At 60.6% G+C, this 15,332-nt stretch carries 13 protein-coding genes; 1 reads left to right on the forward strand and 12 read right to left on the reverse strand.

Translation table 11 applies throughout. The annotated features are described in order from the left end of the window. Nucleotides 1-69 precede the first annotated feature (69 nt). From WCA53_RS12625 to secA, 3 genes are all read right to left on the reverse strand, one after another. A complete protein-coding gene (locus WCA53_RS12625; protein WP_423910222.1) occupies nucleotides 70-933 on the reverse strand; it encodes an ATP-binding protein in 864 nt (287 codons plus the stop codon). Nucleotides 934-937: 4 nt separating this feature from the next. Beyond that, the gene (argJ, locus tag WCA53_RS12630; protein WP_423910225.1) at nucleotides 938-2,179 is read right to left on the reverse strand and encodes a bifunctional glutamate N-acetyltransferase/amino-acid acetyltransferase ArgJ; all 1,242 of its coding nucleotides are present in this window, start codon (nucleotides 2,177-2,179) and stop codon (nucleotides 938-940) included. Nucleotides 2,180-2,371: 192 nt separating this feature from the next. Next, complete coding sequence (gene secA, locus WCA53_RS12635; protein ID WP_423910267.1) at nucleotides 2,372-5,176, reverse strand: preprotein translocase subunit SecA; 2,805 nt, start codon at nucleotides 5,174-5,176, stop codon at nucleotides 2,372-2,374. 274 nt (nucleotides 5,177-5,450) lie between these two features. On the opposite strand from secA, the gene WCA53_RS12640 reads away from it, so the two are divergent. Then, complete coding sequence (locus WCA53_RS12640; protein ID WP_423910228.1) at nucleotides 5,451-5,942, forward strand: DciA family protein; 492 nt, start codon at nucleotides 5,451-5,453, stop codon at nucleotides 5,940-5,942. A 46-nt stretch (nucleotides 5,943-5,988) separates the two neighbouring features. On the opposite strand, the gene lpxC is transcribed toward WCA53_RS12640, so the two are convergent. From lpxC to WCA53_RS12685, 9 genes are all read right to left on the reverse strand, one after another. Continuing rightward, the gene (lpxC, locus tag WCA53_RS12645) at nucleotides 5,989-6,906 is read right to left on the reverse strand and encodes a UDP-3-O-acyl-N-acetylglucosamine deacetylase (RefSeq protein WP_423910231.1); all 918 of its coding nucleotides are present in this window, start codon (nucleotides 6,904-6,906) and stop codon (nucleotides 5,989-5,991) included. Nucleotides 6,907-7,207: 301 nt separating this feature from the next. Then, entirely contained in the window at nucleotides 7,208-7,711 is a 504-nt protein-coding gene (locus tag WCA53_RS12650; protein WP_423910234.1) for a peroxiredoxin, read from the reverse strand. A 214-nt stretch (nucleotides 7,712-7,925) separates the two neighbouring features. Continuing rightward, a complete protein-coding gene (gene ftsZ / locus WCA53_RS12655; protein ID WP_423910239.1) occupies nucleotides 7,926-9,122 on the reverse strand; it encodes a cell division protein FtsZ in 1,197 nt (398 codons plus the stop codon). 99 nt (nucleotides 9,123-9,221) lie between these two features. Continuing rightward, nucleotides 9,222-10,454, reverse strand: a complete 1,233-nt coding sequence (gene ftsA, locus WCA53_RS12660; RefSeq protein ID WP_423910244.1) for a cell division protein FtsA — start codon at nucleotides 10,452-10,454, stop codon at nucleotides 9,222-9,224. 27 nt (nucleotides 10,455-10,481) lie between these two features. Beyond that, nucleotides 10,482-11,234, reverse strand: coding sequence for a cell division protein FtsQ/DivIB (locus tag WCA53_RS12665; RefSeq protein WP_423910247.1), 753 nt, complete (start codon nucleotides 11,232-11,234; stop codon nucleotides 10,482-10,484). A gap of 6 nt (nucleotides 11,235-11,240) precedes the next feature. Next, nucleotides 11,241-12,188 carry a D-alanine--D-alanine ligase gene (locus WCA53_RS12670; RefSeq protein ID WP_423910250.1) on the reverse strand — a complete coding sequence of 316 codons (948 nt, stop codon included), beginning with the start codon at nucleotides 12,186-12,188 and terminating at the stop codon, nucleotides 11,241-11,243. After that, nucleotides 12,185-13,585: a UDP-N-acetylmuramate--L-alanine ligase gene (gene murC, locus WCA53_RS12675; RefSeq protein WP_423910253.1), complete on the reverse strand. Its 1,401-nt coding sequence runs from the start codon at nucleotides 13,583-13,585 to the stop codon at nucleotides 12,185-12,187. Before murC ends, WCA53_RS12670 begins: the two co-directional genes overlap by 4 nt. A 3-nt stretch (nucleotides 13,586-13,588) precedes the next feature. After that, a complete protein-coding gene (murG, locus tag WCA53_RS12680) occupies nucleotides 13,589-14,716 on the reverse strand; it encodes an undecaprenyldiphospho-muramoylpentapeptide beta-N-acetylglucosaminyltransferase (protein ID WP_423910257.1) in 1,128 nt (375 codons plus the stop codon). After that, the coding region (locus WCA53_RS12685; RefSeq protein ID WP_423910262.1) for an FtsW/RodA/SpoVE family cell cycle protein at nucleotides 14,713-15,332 on the reverse strand (620 nt) is incomplete at its 5' end. The genes WCA53_RS12685 and murG, both read right to left, overlap by 4 nt.

Raw genomic sequence — 15,332 nt, forward strand, 5'->3', positions numbered from 1 at the left:
GTTGCATCAGCACACCGACGGCGACGTCCGTCACCGGGCGTCCATCGGGCGCCATCGCGGGAGTGACGGTCATGCCTTGCGTCCCGACCAGTCGCGCGCGAATTGCCACGCCACGCGCCCCGAGCGCGATCCTCGCTCCAGCGCCCAGACGAGCGCATCGCCGCGTGCGCCTGCAATTTCTTCGTCCTGACAACCGAAATACTGCAGCCAGTGACCGACGATCGACAGGTATTCGTCCTGTTTGAACGGATAGAAACTCACCCACAAGCCAAATCGCTCGGACAGTGAAATCTTTTCCTCGACGACTTCGCCCGGATGGATCTCGCCATCGGACATGTGCTTGTAGGTTTCGTTGTCGCTCATGTATTCGGGCAACAAATGACGTCGATTCGATGTCGCGTAGATCAGCACATTGTCCGACTGCGCGGCGATCGAACCGTCGAGCGCCACTTTCAGCGCCTTGTAGCCGGACTCGCCCTCTTCGAACGAGAGGTCGTCGCAGAAGACGATGAACCGCTCGGGCCGCATCGAGATCATGTCGACGATATCGCCGAGATCGTGCAGATCGTCTTTGTCGACTTCGATCAGGCGCAGGCCCTGGGAAGCGTAGGCGTTCAGACACGCCTTGATCAGCGACGACTTCCCCGTCCCGCGCGCGCCCGTCAGCAGCACGTTATTCGCCGGCGCCTTATGCACGAACTGCCGTGTGTTCTGCTCGATCAGCTCTTTCTGACGATCGATGTTTTGCAGATCGTCGAGCGAAAGCGGCGACAAGTTCGGCACGGGCTGCAGGAATCCGCGCCCCTGACGCTTGCGCCAGCGAAACGCCATCGCGCCGTTCCAGTCGATTTCAGGCGCCGCCGGCGGCAGCATCCCTTCGATCCGCGCAAGCACGCTCTCAGCGCGCGTCAGGAATTGTTCAAGTTTGTCCATGAGCTTACGAACGATAGTCAGCGTTGATGGTTACGTAGTCGTGCGACAGGTCGCACGTCCAGATGGTGGCTTCTGCGTTGCCGCGACCCAGCATGACGCGAATCGCGATCTCGCTTTTCTTCATCACGCGCTGGCCGTCTTCTTCACGATAATCCGGGTTCCGTCCGCCGTTCTTCGCGACGAGCACGTCGTCGAGATACAGGTCGATCTTGTTGACATCGAGGTCCGTCACGCCCGCATAACCGATCGCGGCGAGAATCCGGCCAAGATTGGGATCCGATGCGTAGAACGCGGTTTTCACCAGCGGCGAGTGGCCGATCGCGTAGGCAATCAGGCGGCATTCAGCTTCGCTCGTGCCGCCTTCAACCGTCACCGTCATGAACTTCGTCGCGCCCTCGCCATCGCGCACGATCAATTGCGCCAGCTCCTGCGCAACCAGCGTCACGGCATCGCGCAACGCCGTGTAGGCAGCCGAATCGGTTGAGGTAATTACCGGCAGCGTCGATTTTCCCGACGCGATCACGATGAACGAATCGTTCGTGGACGTATCGCCGTCGATGGTGATGCAGTTGAACGAACGATCCGCGACGTACTTGATCAGCGTATCGAGCACAGGTTGCGACACGGCCGCGTCACATGCGAGAAAGCCGAGCATGGTCGCCATGTTCGGCCGGATCATGCCGGCGCCCTTGCTGATACCGGACAACGTGACCGTGTGGCCATCGATCTGGACCTGACGCGATGCCGCTTTCGGCAGCGTATCGGTGGTCATGATGGTTTGCGCGGCATCGAACCAGTGAGCGGGCTTCTGGTTGGCGAGCGCAGCGGGCAAGCCCGCCTTCAGGCGCTCGACAGGCAGCGGTTCAAGAATGACGCCGGTGGAAAACGGCAAGATTTGCCCGGCTTCCAGATCCAGAAGCGCCGCGAGCGCCACGCATGTTTCCCGCGCGTGCGCCATGCCCGGCTCGCCGGTGCCCGCATTCGCGTTGCCCGTATTCACGACCAGCGCACGAATCCCCTTCCCACCTGCGCGAACGCCATCCAGATGCTCTTTACACACTGTCACCGGTGCCGCGCAGAACCGATTCAGCGTGAACACGCCGCCGACCGTCGCGCCTTCCTCGATCTGCACGACCAGCACGTCCTTGCGGTTCGGTTTTCGGATGTTCGCCTCGGCCCAGCCGAGCGTGACGCCCGCAACAGGATAAAGATTGGCGGGATCGATGGAGGGAAAATTGACGGCCATGTTCGCGACTCGCTGAAAGTGGCGCGTACCGGCGCGCTGTTCGCGCGCCGGTACGAAGAATAAGTGAAGCGCGGCCTGCTATTGCCAGGCACGTTCAAGCCGGCGCCGGGGAAACTTGCTCTGCTAAAAGACAAACGACGCATCGCTGCGTCGGTTCGTCTTCAATGCTCTGCAACACGTGAAACTCACTGATTATGCGAGCTTGCCGTGACAGTTTTTGTACTTCTTGCCACTGCCGCACGGGCATGGATCGTTGCGGCCGACCTTCGGCACTTCGTCCGTGGCAACCCGGGTCGCAACCGTGGTGTCGTCCCCGTAACTCATGGCTTGCGTGATCATTTGCGTGGCGGCGTCGGCGGCGAGCGCGGCAGGTGCGGCAGCCTCGAAATCCGCGTGCTGGAATGAGACATTCTCCAGGTGACTGCCCCTTTCCTCGTACTGCTCGGCGGCTTCTTCCAGTTGTTCCGGCGACTGGATCTGCACGTTCATGACCACGCGCGTGACTTCCTGCTTCACCGAATCGAGCATCGCGGCGAAAAGCTCGAACGCCTCGCGTTTGTATTCCTGCTTCGGGTTCTTCTGCGCATAACCGCGCAGATGAATGCCCTGACGCAGGTGATCCAGTGCCGCCAGATGTTCGCGCCAACGACTGTCGAGCGTCTGCAACATGATCGAGCGCTCGAATGCGCTGAACGACTCACGGCCGACCAGCGATACCTTCGCCTCGTAGGTTTCATCGGCGGCGGCAACCACGGCTTCGAGAATCTCGTCCGGGTCGATGGAATTCGACTCGTTGATCATCTCCTGGACCGCCAGGTCCAGCGACCAGTCGTTGCGCAGCGCCTCTTCGAGTTCCGGTGCGTTCCACTGCTCTTCAATACTTCCCGCCGGCACGAACGTGCGCGTGACTTCGGTGATCACGCTCTGGCGCATTGCGTTGATCGTTTCGGCGACATCGGTCGCTTCCAGCAACTCGTTGCGCTGCTGATAGATCACCTTGCGCTGATCGTTCGACACGTCGTCGTATTCGAGCAATTGCTTGCGAATATCGAAGTTGCGCGCTTCCACCTTCCGTTGCGCCGATTCGATCGAACGCGTGACGATACCCGCCTCGATCGCCTCGCCTTCCGGCATCTTCAGGCGATCCATGATCGAACGCACTCGGTCGCCGGCGAAAATACGCAAAAGCGGATCGTCCAGCGACAGATAGAAACGCGACGAACCCGGATCGCCCTGGCGCCCTGCGCGACCGCGCAACTGGTTGTCGATACGGCGCGACTCGTGTCGTTCCGTCCCGATAATATGCAGCCCGCCCGACGCCTTCACGCGATCATGCAGCGCTTGCCACTCGTCTTCCAGATGCTTGATGCGGCGCTGTTTTTCGTCTTCCGACAGCGATTCGTCCGCGACGATGAACGACGACTGCTTCTCCACATTGCCGCCCAGCACGATGTCCGTGCCTCGGCCGGCCATGTTCGTCGCGATGGTGACCGCGCTTGGCCGCCCGGCTTCCGCCACGATCGCCGCTTCGCGTGCGTGCTGCTTCGCGTTCAGGACTTCGTGCTTGAGACCCGCTTGCGTCAGCAGCGTGGACAACAACTCCGACGCTTCGATCGAAGTCGTCCCGACCAGCACCGGCTGCCCGCGCTCGACGCATTCGCGAATGTCGCGCGTGACGGCGTCGTAGCGTTCCTTCGCCGTCTTGTAGATCTGATCCTGCTTGTCAATACGTTTGGGCGGCCGGTTCGTCGGAATCACGACGGTTTCCAGACCGTAGATCTCGTTGAATTCGTACGCTTCCGTATCCGCCGTACCGGTCATGCCGGACAGCTTGGAGTACATCCGGAAGAAGTTCTGGAACGTGATCGACGCGAGCGTCTGGTTCTCGTTCTGGATCTTGACGTGCTCCTTCGCTTCCACGGCCTGATGCAAGCCGTCCGACCAGCGGCGGCCCGTCATCATCCGGCCCGTGAATTCGTCGACGATCACGACTTCGTTACCCTGCACCACGTAATGCTGGTCGCGGAAAAACAGCGTGTGCGCGCGCAACGCCGCGTACACGTGATGCATCAGCGTAATGTTCTGCGGCGCGTACAGACTCTCGCCTTCACCGATCAGACCCCATTCGGCCAAGAGACGTTCGGCCTTTTCGTGGCCTTGCTCGGTGAGGAAAACCTGACGCGCTTTTTCGTCGAGCGTGTAGTCGCCCACTTTCTCGACGCCCGTACCGTCCGCCTTCTCTTCGCCAATCTGCTGTTCAAGCAGAGGCGGCAGTGCATTCATGCGCACGTAGAGTTCGGTGTGATCTTCGGCCTGACCGGAAATGATGAGCGGCGTACGCGCTTCGTCGATAAGAATCGAGTCCACTTCGTCGACCACCGCGAAATTCAGCGGACGCTGCACGCGCGCGTGGGTCTCGTAGACCATGTTGTCGCGCAGATAGTCGAAGCCGAACTCGTTGTTCGTGCCGTACGTGATGTCCGCGGCGTAGGCTTCCTGCTTCTGCGCGTGCTCCATCTGCGACAGGTTGATGCCCCACGACAACCCGAGGAAGTTGTAGAGCTTGCCCATCCATTCGGCGTCGCGCTGCGCGAGGTAATCGTTGACCGTCACCACGTGCACGCCACGGCCCGACAGCGCGTTCAAGTACGCGGCAAGCGTCGCGACGAGCGTCTTGCCCTCGCCCGTACGCATTTCCGCAATCTTGCCGTAGTGCAGCACCATGCCGCCAATCAACTGGACGTCGAAATGGCGCATTTTCAGCACGCGCTTGCTGGCCTCGCGACACACCGCGAACGCTTCGGGCAGCAATTTATCGAGCGATTCGCCGCTCGCCACGCGTTGCCTGAATTCGTCAGTCTTGGCGCGCAGTTGCTTGTCCGTGTACTGCTCGATCGTCGGCTCGAAAGCATTGATCGCCGCAACGGTCTTTTGGTATTGCTTGACTAGCCGCTGGTTGCGACTGCCAAAAAACTTTTGGAGGAAACCGGTGGTCATCGGATCAGTGTCTGCGTCGCGGTAATCGGCTGGGGGCATGGCTAGATGCGCCCGAGTACGGGGAACCTCGGCGGCTTAGGTCCATGGGGAAATCGAATCGTGGATTTTAGCACGCGCCCCCGCCAGAGCCTGTACACGTCTCGTTTGCCACACATTGGCGCGACGCTGCCGCGCAAGGTTTGCCAAATCGCGTTGTGAGCGGCCGCTTCGTCGCGTGATGTCGCGGGTGCAGCGTTACAATCGTTGCATCCTCGCCAGCACGACTACCCCAAAAATGAGCCGATTTCCGCCAAATTCAAGGCCCCCGGCACGCTACGATCCGCGCAAGCCGCAGCCACTCGTCGAATTGCTGGGCCGCAGTGACGCATTTCTTGCATTGCGCGCGGGCGTTGAGCAAGTCACGGCGCTGCAACGCGATTTGGCTGAGTTATTGCCGGATTATCTGGGATCGAACGTGGAACCGGGGTTTATCAAGGACGGAGTGCTCGTACTTTTCGCCGGGCATAACGCGCTCGCCGCCCGCCTTAGACATATCGAACCACGTCTGCTGGCCGACTTGCAGCAGCGCGGCTGGCTCGTCGATGCCCTGAAAATCCGGGTTCGTCCACAAGCCATGAAAGAGACTGTGGCCCCGAAACAGGCCCGCATGTCGGCAGCCGGTGCGGATGCGCTGCAAACGCTTGCCGAGACGCTTGAGCCTTCACCACTACAAGAAGCGCTCGCGAAAATGGCGGCACGCCATCAGGCGAAAGCGCAAAAAAAATGAGCGGCGCTGGAAGCGACCGCTCATCTGTTTCAAGCTGATTCTTTAATCAGGCAAATGCCGTTTGCGTATCGAACGCAAAACCGCGCGGCGCGGCCTGCTTGTCTTCAAACGTAACGATTTCATAAGCGTCTTCGTGCTTCAGCAACTCACGCAGCAGCATATTATTCATTGCGTGACCGCCCTTATAGGCGGCGTAGGACGCGAGTAGCGGATGACCGACGACATATAAGTCGCCGATCGCGTCCAGCATCTTGTGCTTTACAAACTCGTCTTCGTAACGCAATCCGTCATTATTCAAAATTCGATATTCGTCCAGCACGATGGCGTTATCCATGCTGCCGCCACGCGCCAGTCCGAGTTCGCGCATCATTTCTACTTCATGCGCAAAGCCAAACGTACGCGCCCGCGCGATATCCCGTACATACGAGGTATGCGCGAAATCCACTTCGAGCGCCTGACCGGTTTTATCGACGGCAGGGTGACGGAAATCAATGGTGAACTTCAGTTTGAAACCGAAATATGGATCGAGACGAGCGAATTTATCGCCGTCGCGGATTTCAACCGGCTTCTTGACCTTGATGAATTTCTTGGCGGCGTTCTGTTCTTCAATGCCCGCCGATTGAATCAGAAACACGAATGAAGCAGCACTCCCGTCCATAATCGGGATTTCCTCAGCGGTGACATCGACATACATATTGTCGATACCCAATCCCGCACACGCCGACATCAAATGTTCGATGGTCGATACACGTGCACCGTCCTTCTGCAACACCGACGCGAGCCGCGTGTCGCCGATAGACAACGCCGACGCAGGAATATCGACCGGTACAGCCAGGTCGATACGAGCGAAGACGATTCCGGTATTGGCCGGAGCCGGACGAAGCGTCAATTCCACCTTGCGACCCGAATGCAAGCCGATCCCGACGGTTTTGACGATGCTTTTAATTGTGCGCTGCTTCAACATGGTTTTTTCGCTTCGATTTGCTCTCTCTATTAAGAGAATCAATCGTGAATTGTATTCGATAGCCCGGAGTATACTCCAATCGCTTTACGTCGTCCTGACCGACAAGGACTCAACTTGTTTCGCTGCATTACTAGCGTAACTGCCGAGCCAAGCGATTTACCCACTAGGGCCAGGCCGATGACCGGAATGGAGGCATTTCCGGACATCGGCACCGAGTTACTGCTTTGTTGCGGTTGGTTACGATGGCGCTTTGTGTGTCGTACGTATGCAACACAACGCCGGTGCACCTGCGCAACCCGTATCACCCCAACGCCGCCAGCATGCTTTCAGCGCTGCTCACTTCAAACTTGCCCGGTGCTTCGACATTCAGCGTCTTGACCACGCTGTTGTCGACCACCATCGCGTAACGCTGGGATCGGATTCCCATGCCACGCTCCGACAAGTCCTGCTCGAGGCCGAGTGCTCGAGTAAACCGCGCGCTGCCGTCTGCAATCATCTTCACCTTGCCCGAGGTTTGAAGATCGCGTCCCCACGCGCTCATCACGAACGCGTCGTTGACGGAGACACACCAGATTTCATCGATACCCGCAGCGGCAAACTTCTCCGCGTGTTCGATAAACCCCGGTACGTGCTTAGCGGAACAGGTCGGCGTGAAAGCACCCGGCAATCCGAAGATCACCACGCGCTTGCCTGCCGTGCGCTCACGCGCCGAGAACCCGCTCGGGCCCACGGCGCAACCCTCGGTCGCCACGTCGATAAATTCGAAGAGCCGTTCGTCGGGAAGCGTTTCGCCTGTCTTGATCATGGTCGGCCTTTCACTGTGTCAGTTAATCAATGCCAGCGATTAAATCATTACTTCATGTACAGCACCGCCTCGCGTTCATCTCAATATAGCCGATGATGCGCGCAAATCGCGGCGGGCAATCGGCCACAGTCCAGCGTCTAACAGACGCGGCCTGAAGGCCTCGCGTAGGACCCGGTGTTTGCCGGCGCCAGGCAGCGCGCCTCGGCAAACACTTTTAATCCGCCTGCTTACGCAAGAACGCCGGGATGTCGTACGTATCGACGCCCTTTTCCTGCAACGCCTGCACGTGCGAAGCCGCCGTTTCCCGCGAGTTGCGCCACACGGCCGGTGTATCGAGCGAACCATAATCCGTGCCGTGCGACTGCTGCGGCGCATAGCTGTGCTGCGAATGATGAGCCACCGGCGCATTGTCCGTGCCCGTACGCAGCAGGGTCATCGGTGCGGCTTGTTGCTTCTTCGCCGCGCGGCCGAGGCCCGTTGCCACAACGGTTACGCGCAGTGCGTCGCCCATGGCGTCGTCATAGACCGCGCCGAAGATGACGGTTGCGTCTTCTGCTGCGTACGACTTGATCGTGTTCATCACTTCGCGCGTTTCCGACAGACGCAGCGAACGGCTCGACGTAATGTTCACCAGCACGCCACGCGCACCCGACAGATCCACGCCTTCCAGCAGCGGACTTGCCACGGCCTGCTCAGCAGCCAGGCGCGCGCGATCAACACCCGCGACCGTCGCCGTGCCCATCATTGCCTTGCCTTGCTCACCCATCACCGTCTTCACGTCTTCGAAGTCGACGTTGACCAGCCCGTCGACGTTGATGATTTCCGCGATGCCGGCCACAGCGTTGTTCAAGACGTCGTCAGCGCACTGGAAGCACTTGTCCATCTCGGCGTCGTCGCCCATTACCTCGAACAGCTTGTCGTTCAGGACGACGATCAGCGAGTCGACGTGATCTTCCAGTTGTTGCGAGCCCGCTTCGGCCACGCGCATGCGGCGGCCACCTTCGAACTCGAACGGCTTGCTCACCACGCCAACGGTCAAGATACCCATTTCCTTCGCGATCTGAGCTACGACCGGAGCCGCGCCCGTACCCGTGCCGCCACCCATGCCCGCGGTGATGAACACCATGTGCGCGCCGCGCAAGGCATCGGCGATACGCTCACGCGCATCTTCCGCCGCGGCCTTGCCCATGTCCGGCTTCGCACCTGCGCCCAGACCTGTACTGCCCAACTGGATCACCGAATTGGCACGCGAACGCGCGAGCGCCTGCGCATCCGTATTCATCACGATGAAGTCCACGCCTTGCACGCCGCGGTTGATCATGTGCTGCACCGCGTTACCGCCTGCACCGCCAACGCCCACGACCTTGATGATCGTTCCGTTGGTTTCCGTTTCCAGCATTTGGAAATCCATGTTGCCTCCGTCAAGAATAAAAATCGGCGTTAATCGGAAGGAGATCGGGCAACCCCCTGCCGCGCGCCAGCCGCCGGCACCAACGCGAATTGAGTACATTTAAAAATTGCCTAAAAACCAGTCTTTCATGCGCGTTAAAACCTGTCCCATCGATCCGGACTGCACCGCGACCTTCCGGCCACGCATGCGTTGCGAACGGCCTTCGACCAGCAAGCCCATCGCGGTCGAATAGCGCGGGTTGCGAACGACATCCGCCAGGCCGCCCGCGTATTCCGGCACACCGATGCGCACTGGCTTCAAGAAGATGTCCTCGCCGAGCTCGACCATGCCGGGCATCATCGAAGCTCCGCCGGTCAGCACGACGCCACTACTAAGCAACTCTTCGTAGCCCGACTCGCGCACGACCTGCTGCACCAGCGAAAAAAGTTCTTCCACGCGCGGTTCGACAACAGCCGCCAGCGCTTGCCGCGACAACGTGCGCGGACCGCGCTCGCCGAGTCCCGGCACTTCGATCATTTCGTCGGGGTCTGCAAGCGCCTGCTTTGCGATCCCGTAGCTCACCTTGATATCTTCCGCATCGGGCGTCGGTGTGCGCAAAGCCATCGCGACGTCGCTCGTGATCTGGTCGCCAGCGATAGGAATCACCGCCGTATGACGTATCGCGCCTTCGCTGAAGATGGCGATATCCGTCGTGCCGCCGCCAATATCGACGAGCACCACGCCCAATTCCTTTTCGTCTTCCGTCAACACAGCCAGCGACGAAGCCAGCGGTTGAAGGATCAGGTCATTCACTTCGAGCCCGCAACGACGCACGCATTTCACGATGTTCTGCGCCGCGCTCACCGCACCCGTCACGATATGCACCTTCACTTCCAGCCGGATCCCGCTCATGCCGATCGGCTCGCGCACGTCTTCCTGGCCGTCGATGATGAATTCCTGCGTCAGGATGTGGAGCACTTGCTGATCGGTCGGAATGTTGATCGCCTTGGCCGTTTCGATCACGCGCGCTACGTCCGTCTGCGTGACTTCCTTGTCCTTGATAGCTACCATTCCGCTCGAATTGAAGCTGCGAATGTGGCTTCCGGCGATGCCGGTGAACACATTCGTGATCTTGCAATCGGCCATCAGTTCGGCTTCTTCGAGCGCGCGCTGGATCGACTGGACGGTGGCTTCAATGTTCACCACCACACCCTTCTTCAGTCCCTTCGAATCGCTCTGGCCGAGCCCGATCACCTCGTAGTGGCCCTCGCCCTTTAACTCGGCGACGATAGCCACTACCTTCGACGTCCCGATGTCGAGGGCGACCAGCAAGTCTTTATAGTCTTTGCTCATAGCGTGCTCATTGCCTGTGATGTCTGCTTACTGCTTCGCTTTGTCGGTGTCGCTGATGAAGCGCATGTTTGCGGCCTTGATCGCGAAGCCGTTCGGATAACGCAAATCCGCGTACTCAATGTCATTTCCCCACCGCCCCGTCACCGACGACCACGCCGCCACAAATCGTCGGCTGCGATCGAATAACGTGTCCTTGTTGCGCTCGCGTCCCAACTCGATCTGCGTGCCGTTGGACAGCTTCACCGTCCACGCGTATCGCGGCGACAGCGTTACTTCGTCCGGATGCGCATTGAGCGGCGCAAACCACTTCGTGAAATCCCGATACCGTGCGACCACTTCTTTCGCCGATCCGTCCGGTCCTTCGAACGCGGGCAGGTCGTCGTCGAGTTCGCCCTGGTTCGCGGTGAACAAATCGCCGTCCACGCTCACGAGCTGATCCGATCCCCACGTGCCGAGCGGCTTGTACTCTTCCAGCGATACCGCGAGCGCATTCGGCCACACGCGTCTGACACTGGCGTGACGAACCCACGGCATTTGCTCGAACGCGCTGCGTGCCGCGTCGAGATCGACCGTGAAGAAGTTGCCCTTCAAGTGACCGACGACACTTGCACGCACGGTCGGCGAATTGATGTGCTGCGTATCGCCGTCGATCTCGATCTTGCGCAAACGGAACTCCGGCCGCTGGATCGCCCAGTAGCCGGCAGCGGCCAGCAGCACGAACACGAGCAGTACGTGCAGTGCGTTGGCCGTGAGATTCATTTGGCGGGCGTTGTTCCACATGGCTTATCAGTCGTCCAGCGTCATCGACAACACGTGCACCACGAGATCCCGGTAACTGATCCCGACCGCGCGCGCCGCTTTCGGCGGCAGCGAGTGATCCGTCATGCCCGGCGCGGTATTCACTTCGAGGAAGTACGGGTTGCCATCGGCGTCCAGCATGAAATCGGCGCGACCCCAGTCGGTGCAGCCGAGCATGTCGAAGGCGCGGCGCGAGAGTTGCTTCATGCGCGTTTCTTCGGCGGCCGTAAGGCCGCAGGGAATGGGGTATTGCGTATCGTCGGCGATGTACTTCGCGTTGTAGTCGTAGAACTCGCCGGCCGGAACGATCTTGATGATCGGCAGATCCAGTTCGCCCGCGATGCAGCAGGTGTACTCGCCGCCGCCTTCAATGCTCTTCTCCACCAGCACGATCTTGTCGAACTTCGCCGCTTCGACCAGCGCCGGCACCAGCATGTCGGCGCTCTTCACCTTGATCACCGCGACGCTCGAACCTTCGCTTGCGGGTTTGACGAACAGCGGCAGACCCAGCTTCGCGACGATGCCTTGAGCGCGCGCGTCGTAGTCGTCGCCACGCAGCACGACTTCGAACGGCGGCGTGGGCACGCCCGTTTGCTGCCACACGAGCTTCGTGCGAAATTTGTCGAGACCCAGTGCCGAACCCAGTACACCGCTGCCCGTGTATTTGATGCCGTAGAAATCCAGCGCGCCCTGCAACTGGCCGTTCTCGCCATAGCCGCCATGCAACGCGATAAACGCGCGCGCATAACCTTCCGCCTTCAGGTCGGCCAGGTCCCGTTCAGCGGGGTCGAAGGGATACGCGTCGATACCGGCTTCGCGCAATCCCTGCAGCACGAGGCGCCCCGAATTGAGCGATACCGCGCGCTCCGACGTCTCGCCGCCAAGCAAGACAGCGACCTTGCCGAAGATCTTAGGATCGATCGTAGTACTCGTCATTTGAAACCCTTTTCTTCCCGCGTCAATTTTCCGCACACACCGCCGATCGAGCCGGCGCCCATCGTGATCACTACGTCGCCGCTACGAGCCAGTCCGGCGATCGCATCCGGCATCTCATCCACGGTTTCGACGAACACCGGTTCCACTTTGCCGACCACGCGAATCGCGCGAGCCAGCGCACGGCCATCGGCGGCAACGATCGACGCTTCGCCGGCTGCGTAGACTTCGGTGAGCACGAGCGCGTCGACGGTGGACAGCACCCTCACGAAATCTTCGAAGCAATCGCGCGTACGCGTGTAGCGATGCGGCTGGAACGCAAGCACGAGGCGCCGCCCCGGAAATGCGCCGCGCGCGGCTGCGACCGTCGCAGCCATTTCGACCGGGTGATGGCCGTAGTCGTCGATCAGTGTGTACGTACCGTCGCCGTTGTTCGCCGGCACTTCGCCATAGCGCTGGAAGCGCCGGCCGACGCCGTTGAATTCCTGCAAGGCCCTCTGGATATCGGCATCGGCGACTTCGAGTTCAGTCGCGATCGCGATGGCAGCCAGCGCGTTCTGGACGTTGTGCGTGCCCGGCAGGTTCAACACGATATCGAGCGGCGGCGCGTCTTCGCGCAGCGTCGTGAAGTGCATCTTGCCGTCATGCGCTTCTACGTTCACCGCACGCACTTGCGCTTCGGCACCCAGGCCATAGCGGATGATCGGCTTCGATACGAACGGCAGGATTTCCCGTACGTTCGGATCGTCCACGCACAGCACAGCAATGCCGTAAAACGGCAGCCGATGCGTGAACTCGATGAACGCCTGTTTCAGCCGCGCGAAGTCGTGGCCGTAGGTGTCCATATGATCGGCGTCGATGTTCGTAATGACTTCGATCACCGGGAACAGGTTCAGGAACGACGCGTCGGACTCGTCGGCTTCTGCCACGATGAAATCGCCCGTGCCGAGCCGCGCGTTCGCGCCTGCGCTGATCAGCCTGCCGCCTATCACGAAGGTCGGATCAAGCCCACCGGCCGCTAGCACGCTCGCGACCAGCGACGTGGTCGTGGTCTTGCCGTGCGTGCCGGCGATCGCAATGCCCTGCTTCAGCCGCATCAATTCCGCGAGCATCACGGCGCGCGGGACGATCGGAATCCGCCGATGCCGCGCGGCCAGCACTTCGGGGTTATCGGAGCGCACGGCGGTCGACACGACCACGGCGTTCGCCCCGTCGATATTCTCTGCGCGATGCCCGATCTCGACCTTCGCGCCCAGTGTGATCAGGCGATCCGTTACGCTGCCGCTCGAAAGATCCGAGCCGCTCACGTGATAGCCGAGATTGAGCAACACCTCTGCAATGCCACTCATGCCCGCGCCGCCAATCCCGACGAAGTGGATATGTTTGACGATATGTTTCATGGCCTAGATTTCCTTCGGCGCGTGTTCAAACGCGCTCAAGCCGGCTGCGTCAGCACAGGCTCGGGCAACGCGTTCTGCCGCGTCTGGCTTTGCCAGCGCACGGGCCTTTTCTGCCATATCGGCCAGCGAATCGCGCGTTTGTTCGCGTAGCCAGCCGGCGAGCTTGTCCGCCGACAACTCGCGCTGCTGTATCACGTGGGCGGCGCCCTGCTTCGCTAAAAATGCGGCGTTGGTGGTCTGGTGGTCATCGACGGCGAAGGGGAACGGCACGAACAGCGCCGCCACGCCAACAGCCGCAATCTCGGACACCGTCATCGCGCCCGAACGACAGATCACGAGATCGGCGTTGGCATAGGCGCTCGCCATGTCGTCGATAAACGGCACCAGTTGCAAGTCGTCGCCCGCTTGAAAACCCGCCGCGGCGTAGTTCGCTTTCAATGCGTCGATATGCTTCGCGCCCGCCTGATGCACGATGCGCGGACGCACGGTCGGATCGAGCAGCGCGAGCGCCTTCGGCACGGTTTGGTTCAGTGCGGCAGCGCCCAGACTTCCCCCGACGACGAGAACGTTGAGCCGCGACGTGCGCGCGGCGTAGCGCTCTTTGGGTGGCAATGCTTGCGCGAGTTCCGCACGAATTGGATTTCCTGTCCATTCGGCACCGGGCAGCGCATTCGGGAAGGCGACGAGCACACGCTTGGCGATATGCGCGAGGACCCTGTTAGCCAACCCGGCGATCGAATTCTGTTCGTGCAGCACGAGCGGACAGCCCGCCAGTCTCGACATCAACCCTGCCGGAAACGTAATGTACCCGCCCATGCCGAGCACCACGTCCGGCTTCACGCGGCGCAGTACTTTCAAGCTCTGCGTACATGCGCGCAGCAGGTTCACCGGCAACATCAGCTTCGTCTGGATACCCTTGCCACGCACGCCGCCGAAGCGGACATATTCCATGGGAATGCCGTGCTTCGGAACCAGCGTTGCTTCCATGCCCGCCGCGTTGCCGAGCCACACCACACGCCAGCCGCGCGCCTGCATCCAGTGGGCGACCGCGAGCCCCGGGAACACGTGTCCTCCGGTGCCACCGGCCATCACCATCAGCGTGCCCGCAGTTGTCGGCGTCGATGCGTTCATACCTTGCCTCCACGCATCAGCACACGGTTTTCATAATCGACGCGCATGAGCACGGCGAGCGCAACGCAATTGAGCAAGATGCCCGACCCGCCGTAGCTGACCAGTGGCAACGTCAGACCTTTGGTCGGCAACAGGCCGAGGTTCACGCCCATGTTGATGAAGGTCTGCGTGCCGAACCAGATGCCGACGCCCTTCGCCATCAAGCCAGCGAACGTGCGATCGAGCGCGAGCGCCTGGCGGCCGATTTCAAACGAACGCCGCACGATCCAGTAGAACAGCAGGATCACGATGAGTACGCCGACAAAGCCAAGTTCCTCGCCGATCACGGCGAGGATGAAGTCGGTGTGCGCTTCGGGCAGGTAGTTGAGCTTCTCGACACTGCCGCCCAGGCCGACGCCGAACCATTCTCCGCGGCCAAACGCGATCAACGAGTGCGTCAGTTGGTACGCCTTGCCTTGTGCATAACGGTCGTCCCACGGATCGAGGTAAGCGAAGATCCGTTCGCGACGCCATGGAGACGCCCACACGAGCACAGCGAACGTACCGACTGCCGTGGCAACCAGGCCGCCGAACAGCTTGCCGTTCACGCCGCCCAGGAACAACACCCCCATGGCGA

The sequence above is a fragment of the Caballeronia sp. genome (assembly GCF_049581465.1).
Taxonomy (GTDB): Bacteria; Pseudomonadota; Gammaproteobacteria; order Burkholderiales; family Burkholderiaceae; genus Caballeronia.

Excerpts from the sequence above, each read along its gene's own strand:
- ftsA (WP_423910244.1), bottom strand. The coding sequence starts at position 10,454 with ATGAGCAAAGACTATAAAGACTTGCTGGTCGCCCTCGACATCGGGACG.
- murC (WP_423910253.1), bottom strand. The coding sequence starts at position 13,585 with ATGAAACATATCGTCAAACATATCCACTTCGTCGGGATTGGCGGCGCG.
- lpxC (WP_423910231.1), bottom strand. The coding sequence starts at position 6,906 with ATGTTGAAGCAGCGCACAATTAAAAGCATCGTCAAAACCGTCGGGATC.
- secA (WP_423910267.1), bottom strand. The coding sequence starts at position 5,176 with ATGACCACCGGTTTCCTCCAAAAGTTTTTTGGCAGTCGCAACCAGCGG.
- argJ (WP_423910225.1), bottom strand. The coding sequence starts at position 2,179 with ATGGCCGTCAATTTTCCCTCCATCGATCCCGCCAATCTTTATCCTGTT.
- WCA53_RS12670 (WP_423910250.1), bottom strand. The coding sequence starts at position 12,188 with ATGACGAGTACTACGATCGATCCTAAGATCTTCGGCAAGGTCGCTGTC.
- WCA53_RS12625 (WP_423910222.1), bottom strand. The coding sequence starts at position 933 with ATGGACAAACTTGAACAATTCCTGACGCGCGCTGAGAGCGTGCTTGCG.
- WCA53_RS12665 (WP_423910247.1), bottom strand. The coding sequence starts at position 11,234 with ATGTGGAACAACGCCCGCCAAATGAATCTCACGGCCAACGCACTGCAC.
- WCA53_RS12650 (WP_423910234.1), bottom strand. The coding sequence starts at position 7,711 with ATGATCAAGACAGGCGAAACGCTTCCCGACGAACGGCTCTTCGAATTT.
- murG (WP_423910257.1), bottom strand. The coding sequence starts at position 14,716 with ATGAACGCATCGACGCCGACAACTGCGGGCACGCTGATGGTGATGGCC.
- WCA53_RS12640 (WP_423910228.1), top strand. The coding sequence starts at position 5,451 with ATGAGCCGATTTCCGCCAAATTCAAGGCCCCCGGCACGCTACGATCCG.
- ftsZ (WP_423910239.1), bottom strand. The coding sequence starts at position 9,122 with ATGGATTTCCAAATGCTGGAAACGGAAACCAACGGAACGATCATCAAG.